Source organism: Actinoplanes subtropicus, from assembly GCF_000721705.1.
Lineage (GTDB): Bacteria > Actinomycetota > Actinomycetes > Mycobacteriales > Micromonosporaceae > Actinoplanes > Actinoplanes subtropicus.
This window is the reverse complement of sequence record NZ_JOJL01000034.1, coordinates 35,588-53,628: the sequence shown is the minus strand read 5'-3', so window position 1 is coordinate 53,628 and position 18,041 is coordinate 35,588. Positions and strand designations below refer to the sequence as shown.

20 protein-coding genes are annotated in these 18,041 nt (G+C 71.4%); 11 read left to right on the top strand and 9 right to left on the bottom strand.

Annotation, left to right across the window (positions count from 1 at the left end):
* Window positions 1-825: an STAS domain-containing protein gene (locus tag IH26_RS0139385; RefSeq protein ID WP_030441393.1), complete on the bottom strand. Its 825-nt coding sequence runs from the start codon at window positions 823-825 to the stop codon at window positions 1-3.
* 168 nt (window positions 826-993) lie between these two features.
* Between IH26_RS0139385 and IH26_RS0139380 the strand changes: the two genes are divergently transcribed.
* The 3 genes from IH26_RS0139380 to IH26_RS0139370 all read left to right on the top strand — a co-directional run bounded on the left by IH26_RS0139380 (window position 994) and on the right by IH26_RS0139370 (window position 2,144).
* On the top strand, window positions 994-1,347 hold the full coding sequence (locus tag IH26_RS0139380; protein WP_030441392.1) for an STAS domain-containing protein: 354 nt from the start codon (window positions 994-996) through the stop codon (window positions 1,345-1,347).
* A 73-nt stretch (window positions 1,348-1,420) separates the two neighbouring features.
* Complete coding sequence (mscL, locus tag IH26_RS0139375; protein ID WP_034216943.1) at window positions 1,421-1,846, top strand: large conductance mechanosensitive channel protein MscL; 426 nt, start codon at window positions 1,421-1,423, stop codon at window positions 1,844-1,846.
* A 64-nt stretch (window positions 1,847-1,910) separates the two neighbouring features.
* Entirely contained in the window at window positions 1,911-2,144 is a 234-nt protein-coding gene (locus IH26_RS0139370) for a hypothetical protein (protein ID WP_030441390.1), read from the top strand.
* Window positions 2,145-2,264: 120 nt separating this feature from the next.
* Here IH26_RS0139370 and IH26_RS0139365 read toward each other — a convergent pair whose 3' ends face one another.
* From IH26_RS0139365 to IH26_RS0139355, 3 genes are all read right to left on the bottom strand, one after another.
* The gene (locus tag IH26_RS0139365; protein ID WP_030441389.1) at window positions 2,265-2,666 is read right to left on the bottom strand and encodes a YkvA family protein; all 402 of its coding nucleotides are present in this window, start codon (window positions 2,664-2,666) and stop codon (window positions 2,265-2,267) included.
* Between the two features lie 61 nt (window positions 2,667-2,727).
* Window positions 2,728-3,501, bottom strand: a complete 774-nt coding sequence (locus IH26_RS0139360) for a zf-HC2 domain-containing protein (RefSeq protein ID WP_084599466.1) — start codon at window positions 3,499-3,501, stop codon at window positions 2,728-2,730.
* Between the two features lie 90 nt (window positions 3,502-3,591).
* Window positions 3,592-4,266: a CGNR zinc finger domain-containing protein gene (locus IH26_RS0139355; RefSeq protein WP_051809308.1), complete on the bottom strand. Its 675-nt coding sequence runs from the start codon at window positions 4,264-4,266 to the stop codon at window positions 3,592-3,594.
* 170 nt (window positions 4,267-4,436) lie between these two features.
* Here IH26_RS0139355 and IH26_RS0139350 point away from each other — a divergent pair, with 170 nt between their 5' ends.
* Window positions 4,437-5,270, top strand: coding sequence for a L,D-transpeptidase family protein (locus IH26_RS0139350; protein ID WP_030441386.1), 834 nt, complete (start codon window positions 4,437-4,439; stop codon window positions 5,268-5,270).
* Here the strand turns inward: IH26_RS0139350 and sthA are convergent.
* Window positions 5,267-6,670, bottom strand: coding sequence for a Si-specific NAD(P)(+) transhydrogenase (gene sthA / locus IH26_RS0139345; protein WP_030441385.1), 1,404 nt, complete (start codon window positions 6,668-6,670; stop codon window positions 5,267-5,269). The genes IH26_RS0139350 and sthA overlap by 4 nt on opposite strands.
* 191 nt (window positions 6,671-6,861) lie before the next feature.
* Here sthA and IH26_RS0139340 point away from each other — a divergent pair, with 191 nt between their 5' ends.
* From IH26_RS0139340 to IH26_RS0139325, 4 genes are all read left to right on the top strand, one after another.
* Complete coding sequence (locus tag IH26_RS0139340; RefSeq protein ID WP_030441384.1) at window positions 6,862-7,779, top strand: acyl-CoA desaturase; 918 nt, start codon at window positions 6,862-6,864, stop codon at window positions 7,777-7,779.
* A gap of 7 nt (window positions 7,780-7,786) precedes the next feature.
* A complete protein-coding gene (locus IH26_RS0139335; RefSeq protein WP_030441383.1) occupies window positions 7,787-8,461 on the top strand; it encodes an MBL fold metallo-hydrolase in 675 nt (224 codons plus the stop codon).
* Window positions 8,462-8,637: 176 nt separating this feature from the next.
* Window positions 8,638-9,771, top strand: a complete 1,134-nt coding sequence (locus IH26_RS0139330; protein ID WP_030441382.1) for a glycosyltransferase family 4 protein — start codon at window positions 8,638-8,640, stop codon at window positions 9,769-9,771.
* A complete protein-coding gene (locus tag IH26_RS0139325) occupies window positions 9,738-10,895 on the top strand; it encodes a glycosyltransferase (protein WP_169789880.1) in 1,158 nt (385 codons plus the stop codon). The genes IH26_RS0139330 and IH26_RS0139325 overlap by 34 nt, the downstream gene beginning before the upstream one ends.
* A gap of 102 nt (window positions 10,896-10,997) precedes the next feature.
* On the opposite strand, the gene IH26_RS0139320 is transcribed toward IH26_RS0139325, so the two are convergent.
* Window positions 10,998-12,536, bottom strand: coding sequence for a hypothetical protein (locus tag IH26_RS0139320; RefSeq protein WP_030441380.1), 1,539 nt, complete (start codon window positions 12,534-12,536; stop codon window positions 10,998-11,000).
* 243 nt (window positions 12,537-12,779) lie between these two features.
* On the opposite strand from IH26_RS0139320, the gene IH26_RS0139315 reads away from it, so the two are divergent.
* The gene (locus IH26_RS0139315) at window positions 12,780-13,190 is read left to right on the top strand and encodes a hypothetical protein (RefSeq protein WP_030441379.1); all 411 of its coding nucleotides are present in this window, start codon (window positions 12,780-12,782) and stop codon (window positions 13,188-13,190) included.
* A gap of 45 nt (window positions 13,191-13,235) precedes the next feature.
* On the opposite strand, the gene IH26_RS0139310 is transcribed toward IH26_RS0139315, so the two are convergent.
* Genes IH26_RS0139310 through IH26_RS0139300 form a run of 3 tightly spaced genes read right to left on the bottom strand, consistent with a single transcriptional unit; the run spans window position 13,236 to window position 16,239 of the window.
* Entirely contained in the window at window positions 13,236-13,901 is a 666-nt protein-coding gene (locus IH26_RS0139310; protein ID WP_030441378.1) for an ABC transporter permease, read from the bottom strand.
* Window positions 13,898-15,310, bottom strand: a complete 1,413-nt coding sequence (locus IH26_RS0139305; protein ID WP_030441377.1) for a DUF1349 domain-containing protein — start codon at window positions 15,308-15,310, stop codon at window positions 13,898-13,900. Before IH26_RS0139305 ends, IH26_RS0139310 begins: the two co-directional genes overlap by 4 nt.
* A complete protein-coding gene (locus IH26_RS0139300; RefSeq protein ID WP_030441376.1) occupies window positions 15,307-16,239 on the bottom strand; it encodes an ATP-binding cassette domain-containing protein in 933 nt (310 codons plus the stop codon). The genes IH26_RS0139305 and IH26_RS0139300 overlap by 4 nt, the downstream gene beginning before the upstream one ends.
* Window positions 16,240-16,327: 88 nt before the next feature.
* Here IH26_RS0139300 and IH26_RS0139295 point away from each other — a divergent pair, with 88 nt between their 5' ends.
* Together IH26_RS0139295 and IH26_RS0139290 are read left to right on the top strand one after the other, a co-directional pair.
* On the top strand, window positions 16,328-16,990 hold the full coding sequence (locus IH26_RS0139295) for a response regulator transcription factor (RefSeq protein ID WP_030441375.1): 663 nt from the start codon (window positions 16,328-16,330) through the stop codon (window positions 16,988-16,990).
* Window positions 16,987-18,021: a sensor histidine kinase gene (locus IH26_RS0139290; protein WP_030441374.1), complete on the top strand. Its 1,035-nt coding sequence runs from the start codon at window positions 16,987-16,989 to the stop codon at window positions 18,019-18,021. Before IH26_RS0139295 ends, IH26_RS0139290 begins: the two co-directional genes overlap by 4 nt.
* The last annotated feature ends 20 nt before the right edge of the window (window positions 18,022-18,041 follow it).

Below are 18,041 nucleotides of genomic sequence, written 5' to 3'. Positions count from 1 at the left end.
TCAGCGCCCGGTCTTCTTGAGGACGAAGCGGAGCGCGTCGGCCAGCGACGCCTTGGTGGCGATGTCGCCGAACTCGATGCCGAGCGCCACGATCGTCTGGGCGATCTGCGGCCGGATGCCGGAGATGATGCAGTCCGCGCCCATCAGCCGGGCGGCCACCACGGTCTTGAGGATGTGCTGCGCCACCTGGGTGTCGACGGCGGGCACGCCGGTGATGTCGATGATCGCGTGCGGCGAGCCGGTCTCCACCAGCGTCTCCAGCAGCCGCTCCATCACCACCTGGGCGCGGGCCGAGTCGAGCGTGCCGACCAGCGGGACGGCCACCACGCCCTCCCACAGCTTCACCACCGGCGTGGACAGCTCGAGCAACTGCTCGGCCTGGTCGGCGATGAGCCCCTCCCGGATCTGCACATAGCTGTCGAAGGTGAACAGCGCGGCCTGGTCGACGAAGCCGGAGAAGGCGACGTAGTCCCGCAGGTTGGAGGCGTCGCTGCCGTCCAGCACGGTGAGCACCGCATCCTTGAGGGCGAAGACGCTGACCGCGGTCTCGGTCGCGGAGAAGCCCTGCCGCGCCCGGCTGCTGGACAGCTCGGTGAGCTGCGCGCGCAGCTCGTCGGCCGGTTCCTGGCCCAGCTCGGCGGCGCCGCCGGCCAGCGCGGCGTGGAAGCCCTTGCGCAGCTCGCCGGTCTGCCGCTCGAGCTCGGTACGGCTCAACCGGCCGCGCAGGCTCTGCGCCACCCGGTCGGTCCAGGCGCCGACCAGCTCCTCCTGGCGCTCCTCCAACAGGGCGGCGAAGCGATTCGCCTCTTCCGGACCCAGCGCCACCGCTGCCTCCTGATCACCTCATAGGTACGCGCAACGGGCGGACTGTATCACCGGAGCGTCTAATAGTTGCCGTGAGCCAACTAAGACGGCAAGGTCACGAACGGACGCCCCGTCCTGCCGATCAGACCCCGTCTGGAGTACCGTTCTGCACATACCTGGAGGTCCTGAATGTCCCTGACGGTACAAACGGAACAGCGCGCCGGCATGGTCGTCGTGTCGGTGGCCGGTGAGCTGGACATGGCCACCGCGCCCCAACTGCAGGACCAGATCAGCGACCTGCTCGAGAAGGGGCGCACCCGGCTGGTCTTCGACCTGGCCGACGTCTCGTTCTGCGATTCCACCGGGCTCTCGGTCTTCGTCCGGGCCAAGAACAGCACCGACGACGCCGGCGGCACCGTCCGGCTCGCCGCCCCGCAGCGCGGCGTGCTGCGCATCCTCGAGGTGAGCGGGCTGGTCGAGGTGCTGCGCACCTACCCCACGGTCGACGAGGCGGTCACCGCTCAGGAACCGGCGCTCGACTGACTTCCCCCGACTGACCCGATCGGCGTAGTTTGTCGCCGTGAACAAGGTCTTCCAGGGCTTCAAAGACTTCATCATGCGCGGCAACGTCGTCGACCTGGCGGTCGGCATCGTGATCGGCGCCGCCTTCACCGCGGTCGTCACCGCGTTCACCAACGGCTTCCTCAAGCCCCTGATCCAGCTGATGGGCGGCAGCACCGGGACCAACGCCGGCAAATGGGTACCCAAGAAGGGCATCGAGTTCGACTACGCCACGTTCATCAACGCGATCATCACGTTCCTGATCACGGCGGCCGTCCTCTACTTCCTGGTGGTCATGCCGCTCAACCTGCTGGCCGAGCGTCGCCGGCGCGGCGAGGAGCCGCCGCCGAAGGCGCCGAGCGAGGACATCGTGCTGCTCACCCAGATCCGCGACCTGCTGGCCCAGAACGCCACGGCCTCGGGCGCCCGCGGCAGCGCGATCGAGGACATCCTGCGCCGTGACCAGGAGCCACCGCGCTGACACACTGCGAAAAAGATCAACCAGACCGGGTACGATTCGAACAGATGTTCTATACAGTAGCCGGATGGAGCAGCGGAAACACTGGTGGAACGGTAAGTGGGGCCGCATCGCCCGCAAGGATGTCTTCCTGCGGGTGAGCGGTGACCAGTGGTATGTCGAGTCCCGCGACGGCGGTGCCGACGGCGTCTCACACTTCTACGAGTGCGCCAGCGAAGACGCCGCGCTCGACAAGGTGCGCGCGCTGCTCTCCGGCCCGGACGAGTGGCGCGAGCTCTCCGTCCGACCCCCGGCGCGCTGACGCCGGGCGTTTCCCTTCCGCTGCTTCGACCGTACGAGTCAGCCAGGTCCCCGATGTGCCCGGGCCGCCAGTTGCAACACCCGCCCCGACCCCGGCCGCCGGGCGGGCCCGGCCCAAGACCTACACGCCGGTGAGGCGACACACGGCGGCGAAGCCCTCGTCGGTGCCGGGCCAGTGGGCGCGAACGGCGTCCAGCCCGGCACGGCGTACCACCGAACGCAGCACGGCCGTCACGATGATCGCGTCATCCGCGTAGCCGAGAACGGGGATGAAATCCGGGATCAGATCGATCGGCACGGCGAGGTAGACCAGCAGAAACATCAGCCGGATCCGCACACCGCGGGGCAGGCCGCGGTCGCCGGCCAGCCGGCGGAGCAGCCGCAGCACGTCGGGCAGCAGCCGTAGCGCCTCGCGGAGCAGCCCCTTGTCGGGCTTGGCGATCAGCAGCGCGACGACCAGCGCCAGCCAGGCGATCAGCAGAGCCGCGGCGAGGCTGACGAGTAGCTGCGCCCACCAGGGCATCACCGCTCCGGCCCAGTCACCCGCCCGACGTTACCGGACGGTCCCCCTCCGTAGGCCCCCCTCAGGCGGCCGGGCGATCCCGGTGCTCGGCGGTCATCGGGCCGGGCGGCACCAGACGCAGGCCCGGACGGCGGAGCCCGTCGAGATCGCCGGTCGATTCCTCGTCGTCGGCGAACCGGGCCCGCCAGCCCGACCAGGACGTGGAGCGGGCGCCCGGCGGCTGCGCGAAGCCGCCCGGTATCCGGGTGAGCGCCACCACCAGCAGGTATCCGAGGATCACGAAGCCGTGGCTGACCAGCCGGGTGGAGTCGACCCGGTCGCCGGTGAGGTCGTTGACCGAGAGCAACAGCAGCATGCCGACGAACGCGGTGAGCATCGGCACCAGGCCGGACGGGCGGCTCCGGCGCAGCGCGATGAACATGTACCCGGCGCCGACCGCGACGTTCCAGGCGGCCGACTCGTGCCACAGGTGGCCGGAGGTCGCATCCACGCCGGTGTGCACATGGGCGCCGACCACACCGCCGCCGATCTGGTCGAGACCCAGAATGAGCTGCACCGCGCCGACCCCGGCGAGCGCGATGTAGAGGGCCGTGGCGAGCGGAAAGCGGCGTCTCGGCGGCGTCTGCTCCGCGGCGGCCAGGATGCTCGCGCTGAGATCCGGGGCGACCCCCACGCCGATCCGGGTCAGCCGGTTGACCGTGGCCGCGCCGTCCAGCCACTCCCGGCAACCGGCACACCCGGCCAGATGCTCGTCGACCAGCGGCCGGTCGGCCGGGTCGTCCTCGCCGTCCAGCTGTGCGGACAGCATCTCGCGCCACCGCTCACAAGAAGCCATGTCCCCATAGTCGCCCGGCGCGCCCGCGAAGTTCCCACCGCAGGTGGGCGCGTCCCCGCGCCGTCAAAAGGGGCCGCGCCGTCAAAGGGGTCAGCGCAGGCCGGAGGGGCCGGACAGTGGGGGCGGACCGCTGCCCAGCTGCGGCGGCCCGGGCAGCTGCGGCCGCCCGATCTGGCCATCGCTGCCGCCGAGCAGGCGCTTGCGTTCCCGGAAGGCCCGCAGGTTCGCCGTGTTTCCGCAGGTGGAGACGTCGTGCCAGACGCCCGAGTTGTTCCGCGAGGTGTCGAAGAAGGCGGCCCGACAGTCGACGTTGTGGCACAGCTTCAGCCGCGGCCAGAGCCCGGCCTGCTGGGCGAGCAGCGCCTCGGCCCAGAGCGCGGAGGCCAGCCACCGGGTGCCGCGGCCGGTCGGGACCATGCGCACCCAGCCATCCGCATCGGGCACCAGGCTGACCGGCACGTCGGCCGGCGGCAGCGCGCCGTCCATCCGGTTACCGGCGGCGAGAATCACGTTTTCGAAGGTGGTGCGCAGCCGGCGCAGCGACCGCATGTCGTTCGAGGAAATCAGCAGCGTGGGGGCGGGCAGGCCGGACACCCGCGACCAGGTGGCCAGCGCCTCGGTCAGCCAGCGCTGCCCGTCGTCGGCATGCAGCAGCAGGTCAGCGCCGTAGTGCATGGTGGCCCGCGTATTCAGCAGCTCCTGCACGAGGGCGAGCCCGCCGGGGGCCTCGCGTACGCCGTGCCGGGCGCTGGCCATCCATGACATAGGTGAAGAGTACTTGACTCTTTTTCACGACGGGTCCACCACTCGTTCGATCCGGGTGAGTACTTGCCCCGGCGGGTCACGATGTGATTCGCGAAACAATCTCATTCGGCAACGGGTGGGCATCGTGAGACTTTTTCGGCAATGATCCTCTGGTGGGACGGGAGGAACGCATGGTGCGGAAGGCTCTGACGATCGCGGTGGCGGTCGCGCTGGTTGCCGGGTGCGGTTCACACAGCACGCCGCAGACCGGGGCGCAGGCTCCCACCACCCTGCCGTCGGCCGCCACGCTTCCCTCCACGGGGCCGGAGCCCAGCGCATCCAGTGCGTCCAGCGCGAGCCCGACGCCGTCCGCGACATCCACCACTCACACCCCGACCCCGACGGCCACCGCGAAGCCGCAGAAGCTCAAGGTCGGCTCGACCGGCCCGGCCGTGCTCGCGCTGCAGCAGCGGCTGACCGAGCTCGGTTACTGGAACGGCACGGCCGACGGCAACTTCGGCGGCACCACCCAGCAGGCCGTCTTCGCGCTGCAGAAGGCGGCCGGCATCGGGCGGGACGGCTCGGTCGGCCCGAAGACCCAGAAGGCCCTGGACGCCGGGGTGCGCCCGACGGCCAGGTCGAAGGCGGGCAGCGGCTACCTCGTCGAGATCAACCTGACGAAGCAGCTGCTCATGTTCGTCAAGGACGGCGAGGTGATCGCCACGCTCAACACCTCGACCGGGTCCAACGAGCACTACGTGTACCAGGGGCAGACCTACCTCGCCGACACCCCGACCGGCCACTTCAAGGTCGGCCGGCAGATCGACGGCGTGCGGCACGGCCCCCTCGGTGACCTGTTCCGCCCGAAGTACTTCAACGGCGGCATCGCGGTGCACGGCTCGCCCAGCATCCCGCCCTACCCGGCCTCGCACGGCTGCGCCCGAGTCTCGAACGCGGCGATCAACTGGATCTGGTCGACCGGCAAGCTCCCGCTGCAGACCAAGGTCTGGGTTTACAACTCCTAGCCGTCGATGCGGGTGATGTTGCGCATCTTGTTGGCGGCGTCCAGCGCCGCCACCTTGTACGCCTCGGACAGCGTCGGGTAGTTGAAGACCGCGTCGACCAGGAAGTCGACCGTGCCGCCGCAACCCATCACGGCCTGCCCGATGTGCACGATCTCGGTGGCGCCGGTGCCGAAGACGTGCACGCCGAGCAGCCTGCCGTCCTCCGGGGCGACCAACAGCTTGAGCATGCCGTACGAGTCGCCGACGATCTGCCCGCGGGCGAGCTCGCGATACCGCGCGATGCCCACCTCGAACGGCGTCGACGAGTCGGTCAGCTCGTCCTCGGTCTTACCGACGAAGCTGATCTCGGGAATCGTGTAGATGCCGATCGGCTGCAACTGGCCCATCTCGCGCGCCGGCTCGCCGCACGCGTGGTGGGCGGCCAGCCGGCCCTGCTCCATCGAGGTGGAGGCGAGCGCGGGAAAACCGATCACGTCGCCGACGGCGTAGACGTTGTCGACCGCCGTACGGTAATTGGCGTCGACCTCGATGCGGCCGCGACGGTCGGCAGCCAGCCCGGCCGCCTCGAGGTTGAGGTCGTCCGTCTGGCCCTGCCGCCCGGCCGAGTACATCACCGTGTCGGCGACGATCTTCTTGCCGCTCTTGAGAATGCAGAGCGCCGCGCTCTCGTGCTTCTCGACCGCGGCCACCTCCTCGCCGAAGCGGAACGCGACGTTCAGGTCGCGCAGGTGGTACTTGAGCGACTCGACGATCTCGTCGTCGCAGAAATCGAGCATCTTCTCCCGGCGCTCGACCACGGTGACCTTGGTACCCAGGGCGGCGAACAGCGACGCGTACTCCATGCCGATCACGCCGGCGCCGACCACCACCATGCTGCGCGGCACGGCCTGCAGGTTGATCACGCCGTCCGAGTCGACGATCGTCCGCTCGTCGAAGTCGACGCTCTCCGGCCGGGCCGGTCGCGTTCCCGCGGCAATGATGATCTTGTCGGCGGTGACCTTGGTATCCCGGCCGTCGCCGCCGTCCACCCAGAGCGAGTGCGCATCGGCGAACCGCCCGGTGCCGGTGATCATCGCAACGTGGTTGCGGGACAGCTGGTTGCGGATGACATCGGTCTGCCGGCTGATCACGTGCTGGGTGCGGGCGGCCAGGTCGGCGACGGTGATGTCGTCCTTGACCCGGTAGCTCGAGCCGTACAGGTCGCGCTGGCTGAGCCCGGTCAGGTAGAGAACCGCCTCGCGCAGCGTCTTCGACGGCACCGTGCCGGTGTTGATGCAGACGCCGCCGATCATGTCCCGGCGGTCGATGATCCCCACCCGGCGGCCGAGCTTCGACGCGGCGATCGCGGCCTTCTGCCCGCTGGGCCCGGAGCCCAGCACCAACAGGTCGTAGTCATACACACGCCTAGCCTCGCAGTCCGCGCGCGAACTGGTCTACGAAAGCCATCAGCTTTTTTCGCGCTGTTCGCGCGGAGATCGAACAGGACGCGAAGACCGCCGCCGCGGAAGCTTGCGCAACGATTCATGGGATGGCTCGCGCGGGTTCGCCGGTTGGCGGCCCGGCATCCGCCCGGGTCGCCTAGCTTTCCGCCATGGCCTCGAAGAGCATGCTGACCGGCAAGCGGCCGCTGCCCGCGCACATCACCGTCTACCTCTTCGTGATCATCCCGTTCCTGGCGCTGCTCGTCGCCGCGCCGCTGGCCTGGGGCTGGGGTCTGAGCTGGCTCGACCTGGCGCTCGCGGCCGGCTTCTACGTGCTCACCTGCCTGGGCACCACGGTCGGCTTCCACCGGTACTTCACGCACGGCTCGTTCAAGGCCCGGCGCCCGCTGCGGCTGGCCCTCGCGGTGGCCGGCAGCCTGGCCGTGCAGGGGCCGATCCTGCACTGGGTGGCCGATCACCGGCGGCACCACGCGTACTCCGACAAGGAGGGCGACCCGCATTCGCCGTGGCTGTTCGGCACCTCGCCGGGCGCGCTGGCCCGCGGTTTCTGGCACGCCCACCTGGGCTGGATCCTCGACCGGGACCTGACCAACCAGGAGCGGTTCGCGCCCGACCTGCTGGCCGACCGGGACATGCGGGTGGTGCACCGGCTGTTCGGGCCGCTGACCATCGTGACCCTGCTCGGGCCGGGCCTGCTCGGCGGGCTGATCACCTGGTCCTGGGCGGGCGCGCTGACCGCGTTCTTCTGGGCCGGGCTGGTCCGCATCACGTTCCTGCACCACGTGACCTGGTCGGTCAACTCGGTGTGCCACATGATCGGGGAGCGGCCGTTCGCGGCCCGCGACCGGTCGGCGAACTTCTGGCCGCTGGCGATCCTGAGCATGGGCGAGTCCTGGCACAACCTGCACCACGCCGACCCGACCCAGGCCCGGCACGGGGTGCGGCCCGGCCAGATCGACATCTCGGCCCGGGTGATCTGGATCTTCGAGCGGCTGGGCTGGGCGCACGACGTGCACTGGCCGACGCCGGAACGCCTGGCCAAGATCGCCCGAGCCGGCACAGCATAATGACCTCGTGCGGGAAGTCATCGACGGCGTCTTCGAGCTCAGCCTGGGTTTCGTCAATGTGCACCTGGTAGTGACCGACGACGGCGTGGTGCTGGTGGACACCGGCCTGCCCCGGCGCTCCAAGCAGATCGAGAAGGCGCTGCTCGGTATCCGGAAGTCGATCGGCGAGGTGCGTTCGATCCTGCTCACCCACCACCACTTCGACCACACCGGCAACGTCGCCGACCTGCGCACCCGCTCGGGCGCCCGGGTCTTCGCGCACGCCGCCGACGCCCCGGTGATCAGCGGCGCGACCCGGCCCGAGACCACCCGCCCGCTGGTCAAGCTGGTGTCGCGGTTCATGGCGGCCGAGCCCACCAAGATCGATCAGGTGATCTCCGTGGACGGCTCCGAGCCGCTGCCCGGCTTCACCGCCCTGCACACCCCGGGGCACACCCGCGGCCACGTCTCCTACCTGCTCGACCGCGCCGACGGCCTGCTGTTCGCCGGGGACGCCGCGGCCGGCCGCAAGGGCGGGGTGAGCAGCGCGCCGCGGGCGGCCGCCGTCGATCTGGCCGAGCTCGACCGCAGCGTCGCGAAGCTGGCCTCGTACGACTTCGAGCACGCCGTCTTCGGCCACGGCCGCGCGGTGAGCGGCGGCGCGGTCGAGAAGTTCCGCGGTTATGCGGCGACCCTTTCCTAGATGACCTGGCCCGCGGCCGAAGCCGGCGCCAGCACCATGCAATAACGCGAGAGTCGCATTGCGGCCGTAACCGCACGTTCAGGTCGCGGGGAAGAGGCGGGACTTGGCAAAACCCGTACTTTAAAAAGCTGTTTGAAGTTTGCGGGTCGGACATCGACGGCACTCATCGTGAGCCTATGCGAGTCGCTCTGGTCACGGAGTCCTTCCTGCCGGATGTCAACGGGGTCGCGCACTCGGTGGTGCGGGCGGCCGAACATCTGATGCGTCGCGGGCACCAGCCGATGGTGATCGCCCCGCAGCCGCCGCCGGCGGTACGTGATGTCCGAGTCGAGGTGCCCTATCCCGTGGTGCGGATCGCCTCGTTGCCGATGCCGGGCTATCCGCAGATCCGGCTCGGGCTGCCCACCCCCACGGTCACCGGCGCGCTGCGCGAGCACGGCGCCGAGCTCGTGCACCTGGCCAGCCCGTTCGTGCTCGGCGCGTGGGGCATGTCCGGCGCCAAGTCGCTCGAGCTGCCCGCGGTCGCGGTCTATCAGACGGACATCGCCGCCTACGCCCGCGCCTACAAGGTGGGGATGACCGAGGGCGCGGCCTGGCGCTGGATCCGCCGGCTGCACAACGCGGCCGCGCGCACGCTGGTGCCGTCCACGGAGTCGGGCGCGGCGCTGCGCGCGCACGGCGTCGAGCGCATCCACCTGTGGCGGCGCGGCGTCGACGACGTGCAGTTCCACCCGGGCCGGCGCAGCGCGGCCATGCGCCGGCTGCTGGCGCCGAACGACGAGGTGGTGGTCGGCTTCGTCGGCCGGCTGGCGGTGGAGAAGCAGATCGACCTGCTCGCCGACGTGAGCCGCCTGCCCGGCGTGCGGCTGGTGATCGTGGGCGACGGGCCGGCCGGTCCGGCGCTCGCCAAGGCGCTGCCGCGGGCCACCTTCCTGGGCGTGCGCAAGGGCCTGGAGTTGGCCACCATCTACGCGAGCTTCGACATCTTCGCGCACACCGGGCCGTACGAGACGTTCGGCCAGGCGGTGCAGGAGGCGATGGCGAGCGGGCTGCCGGTGGTGGCGCCGCGGGCGGGTGGCCCGATGGATCTCGTGCAGGACGGCCGGACCGGCTATCTGGTGCCGCCGTTCGAGGCCGCCGGGTTCACCGCGGCCGTCGCCGAGCTCGCCGCCGATCCGGCGACGCGGGCCGTTTTCGGCGCGGCCGGGCGAAAAGCGATCGAGGGTCGCAGCTGGTCGGCGGTGGGGGACGAACTCATCGGGCATTATCGGACCGTGTGCGGTTCCGGCGTGATGGCGGTGGCGGCGTGAGAATTGTCCGGGTTGCTAACTTTGTGGCGCCGCGGTCGGGTGGGTTGAAGACGGCTCTGCGGCATCTGGGCGCCGGTTACGAGGCGGCCGGCCATGAGGCTGTGCTCATCGTTCCCGGGTCGGATTTTTCCGATTCATCCACGGAACAGGGGCGAGTCATCACGCTGCCGGGGCCGCTGGTGCCGTTTGTGGGTGGCTATCGGGTGCTGCTGGATCGGCGCAGCGTTTCGGCCACCTTGAAGCGGATAAAGCCGGATCGGGTGGAAATTTCGGACCGGACCACGCTGCGCTGGCTGGGCCGCTGGGCGCGCCGCGCGGGCGTGCCGTCCATGATGGTCTCGCACGAGAGCCTGGACGGCCTGCTTCGACTGTTCGGCCCGGCCTCCGGCCGGCGCATCGGCGACGTGCTCAACCGCCGCACCGCGCAGGATCACGACAAGATCGTCTGCACCACGCAGTGGGCGGCCAACGAGTTCGAGCGCATCGGCATGCCGAACGTGACCCGCGTGCCGCTCGGGGTCGATCTCGAGCGCTTCTCGCCGGCCCGGCACGATCCGGCGATGCGCGCCCGCTGGGCCTCCCCCGACGACGTGCTGCTGCTGCACTGCGGCCGGCTTTCGCCGGAGAAGAAACCCCGACGTTCGCTCGCGGCCGTCGAGGGCTTGCGTGCCTTGGGCGTACGGGCGGTGCTGGTCGTCGCCGGTGCCGGCCCGCTGCGCAACGCCCTGCAGGAGGAGGCCGCCGACCGTGGCCTGCCGGTCCGTTTCCTGGGCCACGTCAGCGACCCGGTCGAGCTGGCCACGCTGCAGGCCAGTGTGGACGTGGCGATCGCGCCCGGCCCGGTCGAGACGTTCGGCCTGGCCGCCCTGGAGACCCTGGCCAGCGGCACGCCGGTGGTGGTCAGCTCGCAGAGCGCGCTGCCCGAGGTGGTCGGCTCGGCCGGTCTCGCGGCCGGCGGCGACGGACCGGCCTACGCGGCGGCGATCCAGGAGATCCTGCAGCGCCCGGCGGCCGAGCGCCGCGCGGCGGCGCGTGCGCAGGCGGAGCGATTCCCCTGGTCGGCGTCGGTTGCGGGGTTCCTCGCCGCGCACGAGGTCACGACGACCACGCCGGCCGTTCCGTAGCCCGCGACGGCCGGTGGGCCACCAGGCCGGAAAAGCGACCAGCAACAGCGAAGAGGCCGGGACAACCGTCCCGGCCTCTTCCGGTTACGTCTGCCCGAAACGTCAGGCCTCGAAGCGGGTCCGCCGGCGGCGGCTCACCACGAAGAACGCGACGCCGCCCGCGAGCAGGGCCGCGCCCGCCGCGCCGACCAGGGCGGTCTGCGGGCCGGTGATCGGCAGGCCGGCATCGCCGTGGCCGCTGCCCGGGTTGGTGGCCGCGGCCGCGTTGAGCACGATCTCTGCCGTGTCGTTGGCCTTGTTGCCGTCGTGGTAGAGGTCGCACTCGCACTTCGGGTTGAGCACGATGCTGCCGGTCGCGTTCGTCAGGGCCTTGTCGAGCTTCACGCCGAACTTCCAGATCACCGACTTGCCGGCCGCGAGCACCGGGTCGGTGAAGCAGGCGTACTGCACCTTGCTCGAGTCGCCCTCGAGAATGCCGTCCGCGGTGTTGAGCTCGCAGCCCTCCGGAACCGTGGTGACCGTCGCGCCGGTCGGCATCGTGACCAGCGCGGCCGCCGCCGCCGGGCCGTTGTGTCCCCAGTCCAGGTCGGCCGGGCCGTTGTTCTTCACGCCGACCGGGACGGTCACGGTCGCGCCGATCGCGCCGCTCACCGACGCGCCGATCGCGGCGAGGTCCGACTTCTGCGTGCCGGTCACGTTGACCTGCTGTTCCTGCCAGTTGTTCGCCGGGTTCGGGTCGGTCTGCTTGAGCGACTGGCTCGACACCAGCTGCTTCAGGGTGAGCTTGTCGCCGGTGCCCGGGGCGCCCGGGTCGCCGAGGCCGCTGTCCTTGAGGAACTTGATCAGGTCGTCCCAGTCGCCGGCGGTCAGCCACTCGAACTGGCCGCTCACCTCCGACGGCGCGGCGGTGTCCTTGCGCAGCTGGAACGGCATGGTCAGCTGGTAGGTCGCGCCAGGCTCGAGTTCCTCGTCGAACGTGCAGGCGGTCACCTGTCCGTCGCCGTAGAAGCAGTTGGAGAACTGCTTCGTGGTCGCGTACGCGAAATCGGTGTCGAAGATGACCGACACGCCGTGCACGACCGAGTCGCTGTTGTTGTGCACCTGCAGGTCGGTACCGAAGTCGGCGCCCGGCTTGACGGAGATCTCGCTGTTCTTGCCGGCCGCGAGGTCGGCGGCCTCGGCCACGTTCACGTCGACGGTCTTCTTGACCGGGTCGATCCCGTCGGCGGACAGCGTGACGGTCAGCTTGCCGGTCTCGCCGAGGGCGGCCTTGGTGGCGGCGAGTTCGGCCGCGAAGTCACCGATCGACCCGTCCGGTCCCACGTCCAGCCCGGACGTCAGGGCGCAGGTGACACTGGTCGGGCTGTTCTGAGTGCAACCCGGGACCGGGGCGGGCGCCTTGAGGGTCACGCCGGCGAGCCCGGCGCCCAGCTCGAAGGTCATCTTTGAGTGGGCCAGCGTGGCCTGCTGGTCGGCGAACAGGAACGGCACGACGACGGTGCTGCCGCCGGCGGCGACGGTCGAGTCCGGGAGCAGGATGACGACCTGCGGTGCGGCCGCGTAGGCGGGCGTGGCGACCGCGACAGCGGCGGTCGCCGCCGCGGCGGCTCCGAGCAGGCGACGACGGACGGTGCGGTGCATGAGGTGGTTCCTCCGCGCTTCGAGGGGGGCCGAGCCGAAGGATCATAAGAGCTGACGTGCGAACGGCACCGTCCCGTCGCCTCGGTTTTATACATAGCGACATCGCAACTCGTCCACTCGGCCCCCACGCCCACCACCCGATCGACCATTGACGCGGCCATGCCCTCGATGTCCGCGAACGGGTCAGGGCGCGTGTCAGCGCCGTGGCGGAGCGGTGTCAGGCGCGGCCGTGAAGGTAGCCGCATGACCAACGACATCACCCTTTCCGACCAGGCCAAGTCCACCATCCGCATCGCCGCGTACGGCGCGATCACCCTGCTCGCCGCCGCCGGCGCGGTCGGCGGCTCGCCACACAGGATCTCGACCCGGGGCAGCATCGCGCTCGGCTCGGCCACCGGCCCGGTCGGGCACGTGCTCGCCGACTACCCCAAGCACAAGGAGCTGAACGGCAAGTCCGTCGCCGAGATCGCCGACCGCGTGCTGCCGGCCCTCACCGAGGCGATTGGCCTGCTCAAGGCCGAGGCGCCGGCGGAGGCCGACAACTTCCGCGGCACCGTGCTGCTCGCGGTCGAGGCCGCCACCGACGGCGGCAAGCCCAACCTGGTGATCGCCGACATGATCCGCAAAATCACCAACGCCCTCGACGCCGCCTGACCATCCGCACGCGCCACCGGGTCCGCTGGATCCGGTGGCGCGGCCTCAGACATCGCGTGAACGGAACAGAAGCACTCCAAAAACCAAAAAACCACCAGACCATGCGGTGAGTACGCCGAGGCCACCGCTGATCGGTGCGGCCCGCTCGAGCAGCCGGTGCAGGCCCGGATCGGTAACCATCGCGGTGAGGATCGGCGGAAGGTAGAGCAGCCCGAGAACAGCCCCGATCGCGGCGGCCGAGTCCCGCACGACGACGGCCACCCCGAGGCTGAGCAGAGCGACCAGCACCAGATAGACGGCAGAGCCGGCCCCGGCGCGCAGGACCGGTTCGCCGGCCACGGAGAGCCCGACCTGACTCGCGACCAGCACCGAGACCAGTAGAGCCAGGCTCGCCACGACGGCCACCTCGACCGCGATCACCACTGCCTTGGCCGCCAGCACGACCGAGCGGCCGGGCATGGCGGCCACGGTCACGCGGATCAGCCCGCTGCTGTATTCGCCGCTGGCCGCCAGCACGCCCAGCACCGCGACCGGCGCCTGGCCCAGGTAGACGCCGCTGAGCGCCAGCCGCACGGTGTCGTACTGGTCGGTGGCGACGGCGCAGACGGCCGCGCCGAGCCCGACCGTCGACGCCACGGTGATCAGGAGCAGCCACCCGGCGCCGGGCGTGGTGCGCTGTTTCGTCCACTCCGCGATCAGCGCGCTCCTCATGCGTCCCGCCGGCGCAGCACGATCAGGGCCACGGCCAGGGCGAGCGCGGTGTAGCCGCACAGCACGGCGAAACCGGCCCACGGCGCCAGCGGGTAGTAGCCGTCGGCCGGGGTGTAGACGCTGTCGACCTGCGGATACCGGATCAGGGTCTGCTGCACCGCGAGGCCCGCGACCGGCGTGAACCGGGTCAGCCACTGCGCCATCGGCGGCGGCAGGAACGGGACCAGCGCGAGCAGGTACGGCAGCACGGTGGTCGCGACGACGGCGGTGACCGCGGTGGCGCTGCGCCGCAGCACGGTGCCGAGGGCCAGGGCAAAGACGGCGACGGCGGCGAGCACGGCGGCGGTGCCGACCTCGGCGCGCAGCAGCACGCCCGGCGGCGCGGGGAACACGAAGATGCCGAGGCCCCGGATCAGCCGCAGCCACAGCGGCAGCGCGACGACCGTGGCGCCCAGGCCGGCGGCGAACGTGACGCCGGCCAGCACGGTGGCCTTGGCGGCGAGCACCCGGCCCCGGCGCGGGCGGGCGCTCAGCGTGCCGCGGATCAGCCCGTACCGGTACTCGGTGGTGATCGTCAGGGTGGCCACGACGACCACCACGATCAGCGCCAGGAACGTGCCGAGGAGCAGGTCGCCGGCGGCCGCCGCGACCGGCACGTCGCCGCGGGTGGCCGGGGCGAGGTCGCCGGCGCCGGACACGGTGAACCCGTTCGCCGACGGCGTGAAGCCGCCCCGGGCCCCGTACGCCCCCACCTGCCCACCCGCCCAGGCGGCCGGGGACCAGTCGCCCATGACTCGCGGAGTGCCGAACTCGGCGGTCGCCGTGTCGCTGGCCGTGCCGATCCCCTGCACCCGATCCGGGCAGGTCACGAACAGGCCGGCCCGGACGGTGGTGGCCAGCCCCGGCAGCCGGACCGTGTCGATCCGGCTCCACGACTGCCCGTCCGCCGAGGCCTCGCCGATGATCGTGTCGGCGCGGCGGGTGAGCCGCAGCCAGCGCGCCGCCGCGTCGGAGCTGGCGCGGTCGTACCGGTAGTCGTGCTGCATCCGGACGCCGTGCCCGGCGGTGACCAGGACCGCGGCGTACCGGGCCCCGGGCTCCGGCCCGGCCGAGATGATCAGGCCGGCCTTGGCCCACGGCGTGCCCCGCTCCGACGCCAGCCCCTTGACCTCGACCGTGATCTGGCCGTCCCCGGCGAGTACCCGATGGACGAAGAAGTACGAGTCGCTGACCGGCTCGCCGTCCGGCCCGAGCGTGGCCGCCGACGCCTGCTTGTCGCCGCCCCCGCCGGCCAGCCCGACGACCGGGAACAGCAGCATCAGCAGAGCCGCGACGGCAATCCCGCCGGCCCAGCCGCGTACCGACCGGAACTTGGTCCATTCCGCTTGCAGCAGGCGCGGCCAGGTCACGGCGTCACCTCCGTCGGGGCGGCGCGGTACTCGACGGCGTCGCCGGTCAAATCGAAGTACGCTTCCTCGAGCGTCGCCCGGTGCGGCGCGAGCTCGGAGAACGGCACCCCGCCGGCCGCCAGCACCTCGGCGATCCGTTCGGCCGCCATTGCCCGTACGCCCAACCGGTTTTGACTTGCCGGGGTGACCTCCGCACCCGCCGCGACCAGCGCCGCGGCGGCCTCCCGTGGCGCGCCGGTACGCACCAGCACCCGATCGCCCGAGGCGGCCGCGATCAGGTCGGCGACGCTGCTGTCGGCGATCACCCGGCCGCGACCGACCACCACCACGTGGTCGGCCATCCCCTGCAACTCGCTCATCAGATGGCTGGACACCAGCACGGCCCGCCGCTCGCCGGCCAGCGCGCGCAGGAACCCGCGCAGCCACACGATGCCTTCCGGGTCCATGCCGTTGAACGGCTCGTCCAGCATGATCGCCGGTGGATCGCCCAGCAGCGCGGCCGCGATGCCGAGCCGCTGGCGCATGCCCAGCGAATACCCGCCGGCGGCGCGCCGACCCGCCGCGGCCAGCCCCACCAGCTCGATCACCTCGTCGACCCGGCGGCGGCCCAGCCCTTGCGACTGCGCCAGCCACAGCAGGTGGTTGCGCCCGCTGCGCGCCGGGTGCAGCGCGGACGCGTCCAGCAGCGCGCCCAGCGAACGCAACGGGTAGCGCAGCGACCGGTAGGGCCGGCCGCCGATCCGGGCCTGCCCCGCGTCGGCGGAGTGCAATCCCAGGATGATCCGCATGGTGGTGGACTTGCCGGCGCCGTTGGGCCCGACGAAACCGGTCACCCGGCCGGGCACGGCGTCGAACGTCATCCCGTCCAGCGCCGTCGTCGAGCCGTACCGCTTCCGCAGGCCGGCGACCTCGATCGTGGCATCACTCATGACCGTGTTTGGTACGCCGAGACCGGTGACAGCCCGGTGCGTGCCGCTGTCACGACGCTGTCACCTGCCGCCTGCCATCGTGTAGCCCATGAGGGTGCTCGTGGTCGAAGATCATCGGACGCTGAACGCGCTGCTCACCACCGGCCTGCGGCGCGAGGCGATGGCCGTGGACACCGCCCTCGACGGGCACGCCGCGCTGGAGCAGCTGGCCGCCACCCGCTACGACGTCGTGGTCCTCGACCGTGACCTGCCCGGCGTGCACGGCGACGAGGTGTGCCGCCGGATCGTCGCCGGCGGGGCGGACACCCGGGTGCTGATGCTGACCGCGGCCGGCACCGTCCGCGACCGGGTCGAGGGCCTGGGCCTCGGCGCCGACGACTACCTGCCCAAACCGTTCGACTTCGCCGAGCTGGTGGCGCGGGTGCGGGCGCTGGCCCGGCGCAGCACCCCGGCGCTGCCCCCGATCCTCGACAACGGCGACCTGACGGTGGACCCGAACCTGCGGGTAGCCTCGCGCGCCGGCCGGCGGCTCGACCTCAGCCCGAAGGAGTTCGCGGTCCTGGAGTATCTGCTCGCCGCCGCCGGTCGGGTGGTCTCCGCCGAGGAGCTGCTGGAGCGGGTCTGGGACGACGCTGCCGACCCGTTCACCACCACGGTGAAGACCACGATCGGCCGGCTGCGCACCAAGCTCGGCCAACCGCCGGCCATCCACACCGTCCGCGAGGGCGGCTACCGGATCGAGGCGCGGTGACCCGCCCCCGGCTGCGTAACCGGCTCGCGCTGCTGCACGCCGGGCTCGCCTTCGCCGGTGGCACGGTGCTGGTGGCCGTGGTCGCGCTCGGAGCGTTCAGCGGCGGCGACAACACCCGCCGGCCGGCCCCGACCAGCAACCTCGGCGCGGTGCTCGAGTTCTCCGCGGTCGCCCTGGTCGTGGTGGCCGTCGCCTCGATCGCGCTCGGCCGGCTGATCGCGAGCCGGGCGCTGCGGCCGCTCCGGGCGATCACCCACTCCGCCCGCTCGATGTCGGCGAACACCTTGGACGGCCGGCTGCGCGTGCCGGCCGCGTACGAGGAGTTCGCCGAGCTCGCCGACAGCCTGGACGGCCTGGCGTACCGGCTGCACCAGGCGTTCACCGCGCAGCGGCAGTTCATCGCGAACGCCTCGCACGAGCTGCGCACCCCGCTGACCGTGCAGCGAGCCCTGTTGCAGCTCACCCTGGCCGACCCGGACGCCACCGCCGGCACGCTCCGGGCGGCCGGCCGCGAACTGCTCGACCTCGGCCGGCAGCAGGAGCACCTGATCGACGCGCTGCTCACGCTGGCCAACGGACACCAGGGGGTCGACCGCTGGACGGAGTTCGACCTGGCCGAGCTCACCGCCAAGGTGGTGCTCGATCAGCCGCGCCACGGCATCCGGGTCGACACCCAGCTCGCCCCGGCGACCGTCACCGGCGATCCGGCGCTGGCCGCGAGCCTGATCACGAACCTGGTCGTCAACGCCGTACGGCACAACGTCCCCGGCGGAAGCGTCGAGATCGCCACGACCGCCGCCGGCCGGCTCACGGTCGCCAACACCGGCCCGGAGATCCCGGCGGCCGAAATCGACCGCCTGCTCCAGCCGTTCCAGCGCCTCGGCACCGACCGGACGGACCAGACCGACGGGCACGGCCTCGGCCTCGCCATCGTCGCCGCGATCGCCCACGCCCACCGCGCCCCACTCTCCGTTAGCCCTGGCCCGGACGGCGGCCTGCACATCACGGTCGACTTCCCGCGCGCAGCGTGATGTCCGAATCCCGCCAGCTT

Excerpts from the sequence above, each read along its gene's own strand:
- IH26_RS0139380 (WP_030441392.1), top strand. The coding sequence starts at position 994 with ATGTCCCTGACGGTACAAACGGAACAGCGCGCCGGCATGGTCGTCGTG.
- mscL (WP_034216943.1), top strand. The coding sequence starts at position 1,421 with ATGCGCGGCAACGTCGTCGACCTGGCGGTCGGCATCGTGATCGGCGCC.
- IH26_RS0139370 (WP_030441390.1), top strand. The coding sequence starts at position 1,911 with ATGGAGCAGCGGAAACACTGGTGGAACGGTAAGTGGGGCCGCATCGCC.
- IH26_RS0139365 (WP_030441389.1), bottom strand. The coding sequence starts at position 2,666 with ATGCCCTGGTGGGCGCAGCTACTCGTCAGCCTCGCCGCGGCTCTGCTG.
- IH26_RS0139360 (WP_084599466.1), bottom strand. The coding sequence starts at position 3,501 with ATGGCTTCTTGTGAGCGGTGGCGCGAGATGCTGTCCGCACAGCTGGAC.
- IH26_RS0139355 (WP_051809308.1), bottom strand. The coding sequence starts at position 4,266 with ATGTCATGGATGGCCAGCGCCCGGCACGGCGTACGCGAGGCCCCCGGC.
- IH26_RS0139350 (WP_030441386.1), top strand. The coding sequence starts at position 4,437 with ATGGTGCGGAAGGCTCTGACGATCGCGGTGGCGGTCGCGCTGGTTGCC.
- IH26_RS0139340 (WP_030441384.1), top strand. The coding sequence starts at position 6,862 with ATGGCCTCGAAGAGCATGCTGACCGGCAAGCGGCCGCTGCCCGCGCAC.
- IH26_RS0139330 (WP_030441382.1), top strand. The coding sequence starts at position 8,638 with ATGCGAGTCGCTCTGGTCACGGAGTCCTTCCTGCCGGATGTCAACGGG.
- IH26_RS0139320 (WP_030441380.1), bottom strand. The coding sequence starts at position 12,536 with ATGCACCGCACCGTCCGTCGTCGCCTGCTCGGAGCCGCCGCGGCGGCG.
- IH26_RS0139315 (WP_030441379.1), top strand. The coding sequence starts at position 12,780 with ATGACCAACGACATCACCCTTTCCGACCAGGCCAAGTCCACCATCCGC.
- IH26_RS0139310 (WP_030441378.1), bottom strand. The coding sequence starts at position 13,901 with ATGAGGAGCGCGCTGATCGCGGAGTGGACGAAACAGCGCACCACGCCC.
- IH26_RS0139300 (WP_030441376.1), bottom strand. The coding sequence starts at position 16,239 with ATGAGTGATGCCACGATCGAGGTCGCCGGCCTGCGGAAGCGGTACGGC.
- IH26_RS0139295 (WP_030441375.1), top strand. The coding sequence starts at position 16,328 with ATGAGGGTGCTCGTGGTCGAAGATCATCGGACGCTGAACGCGCTGCTC.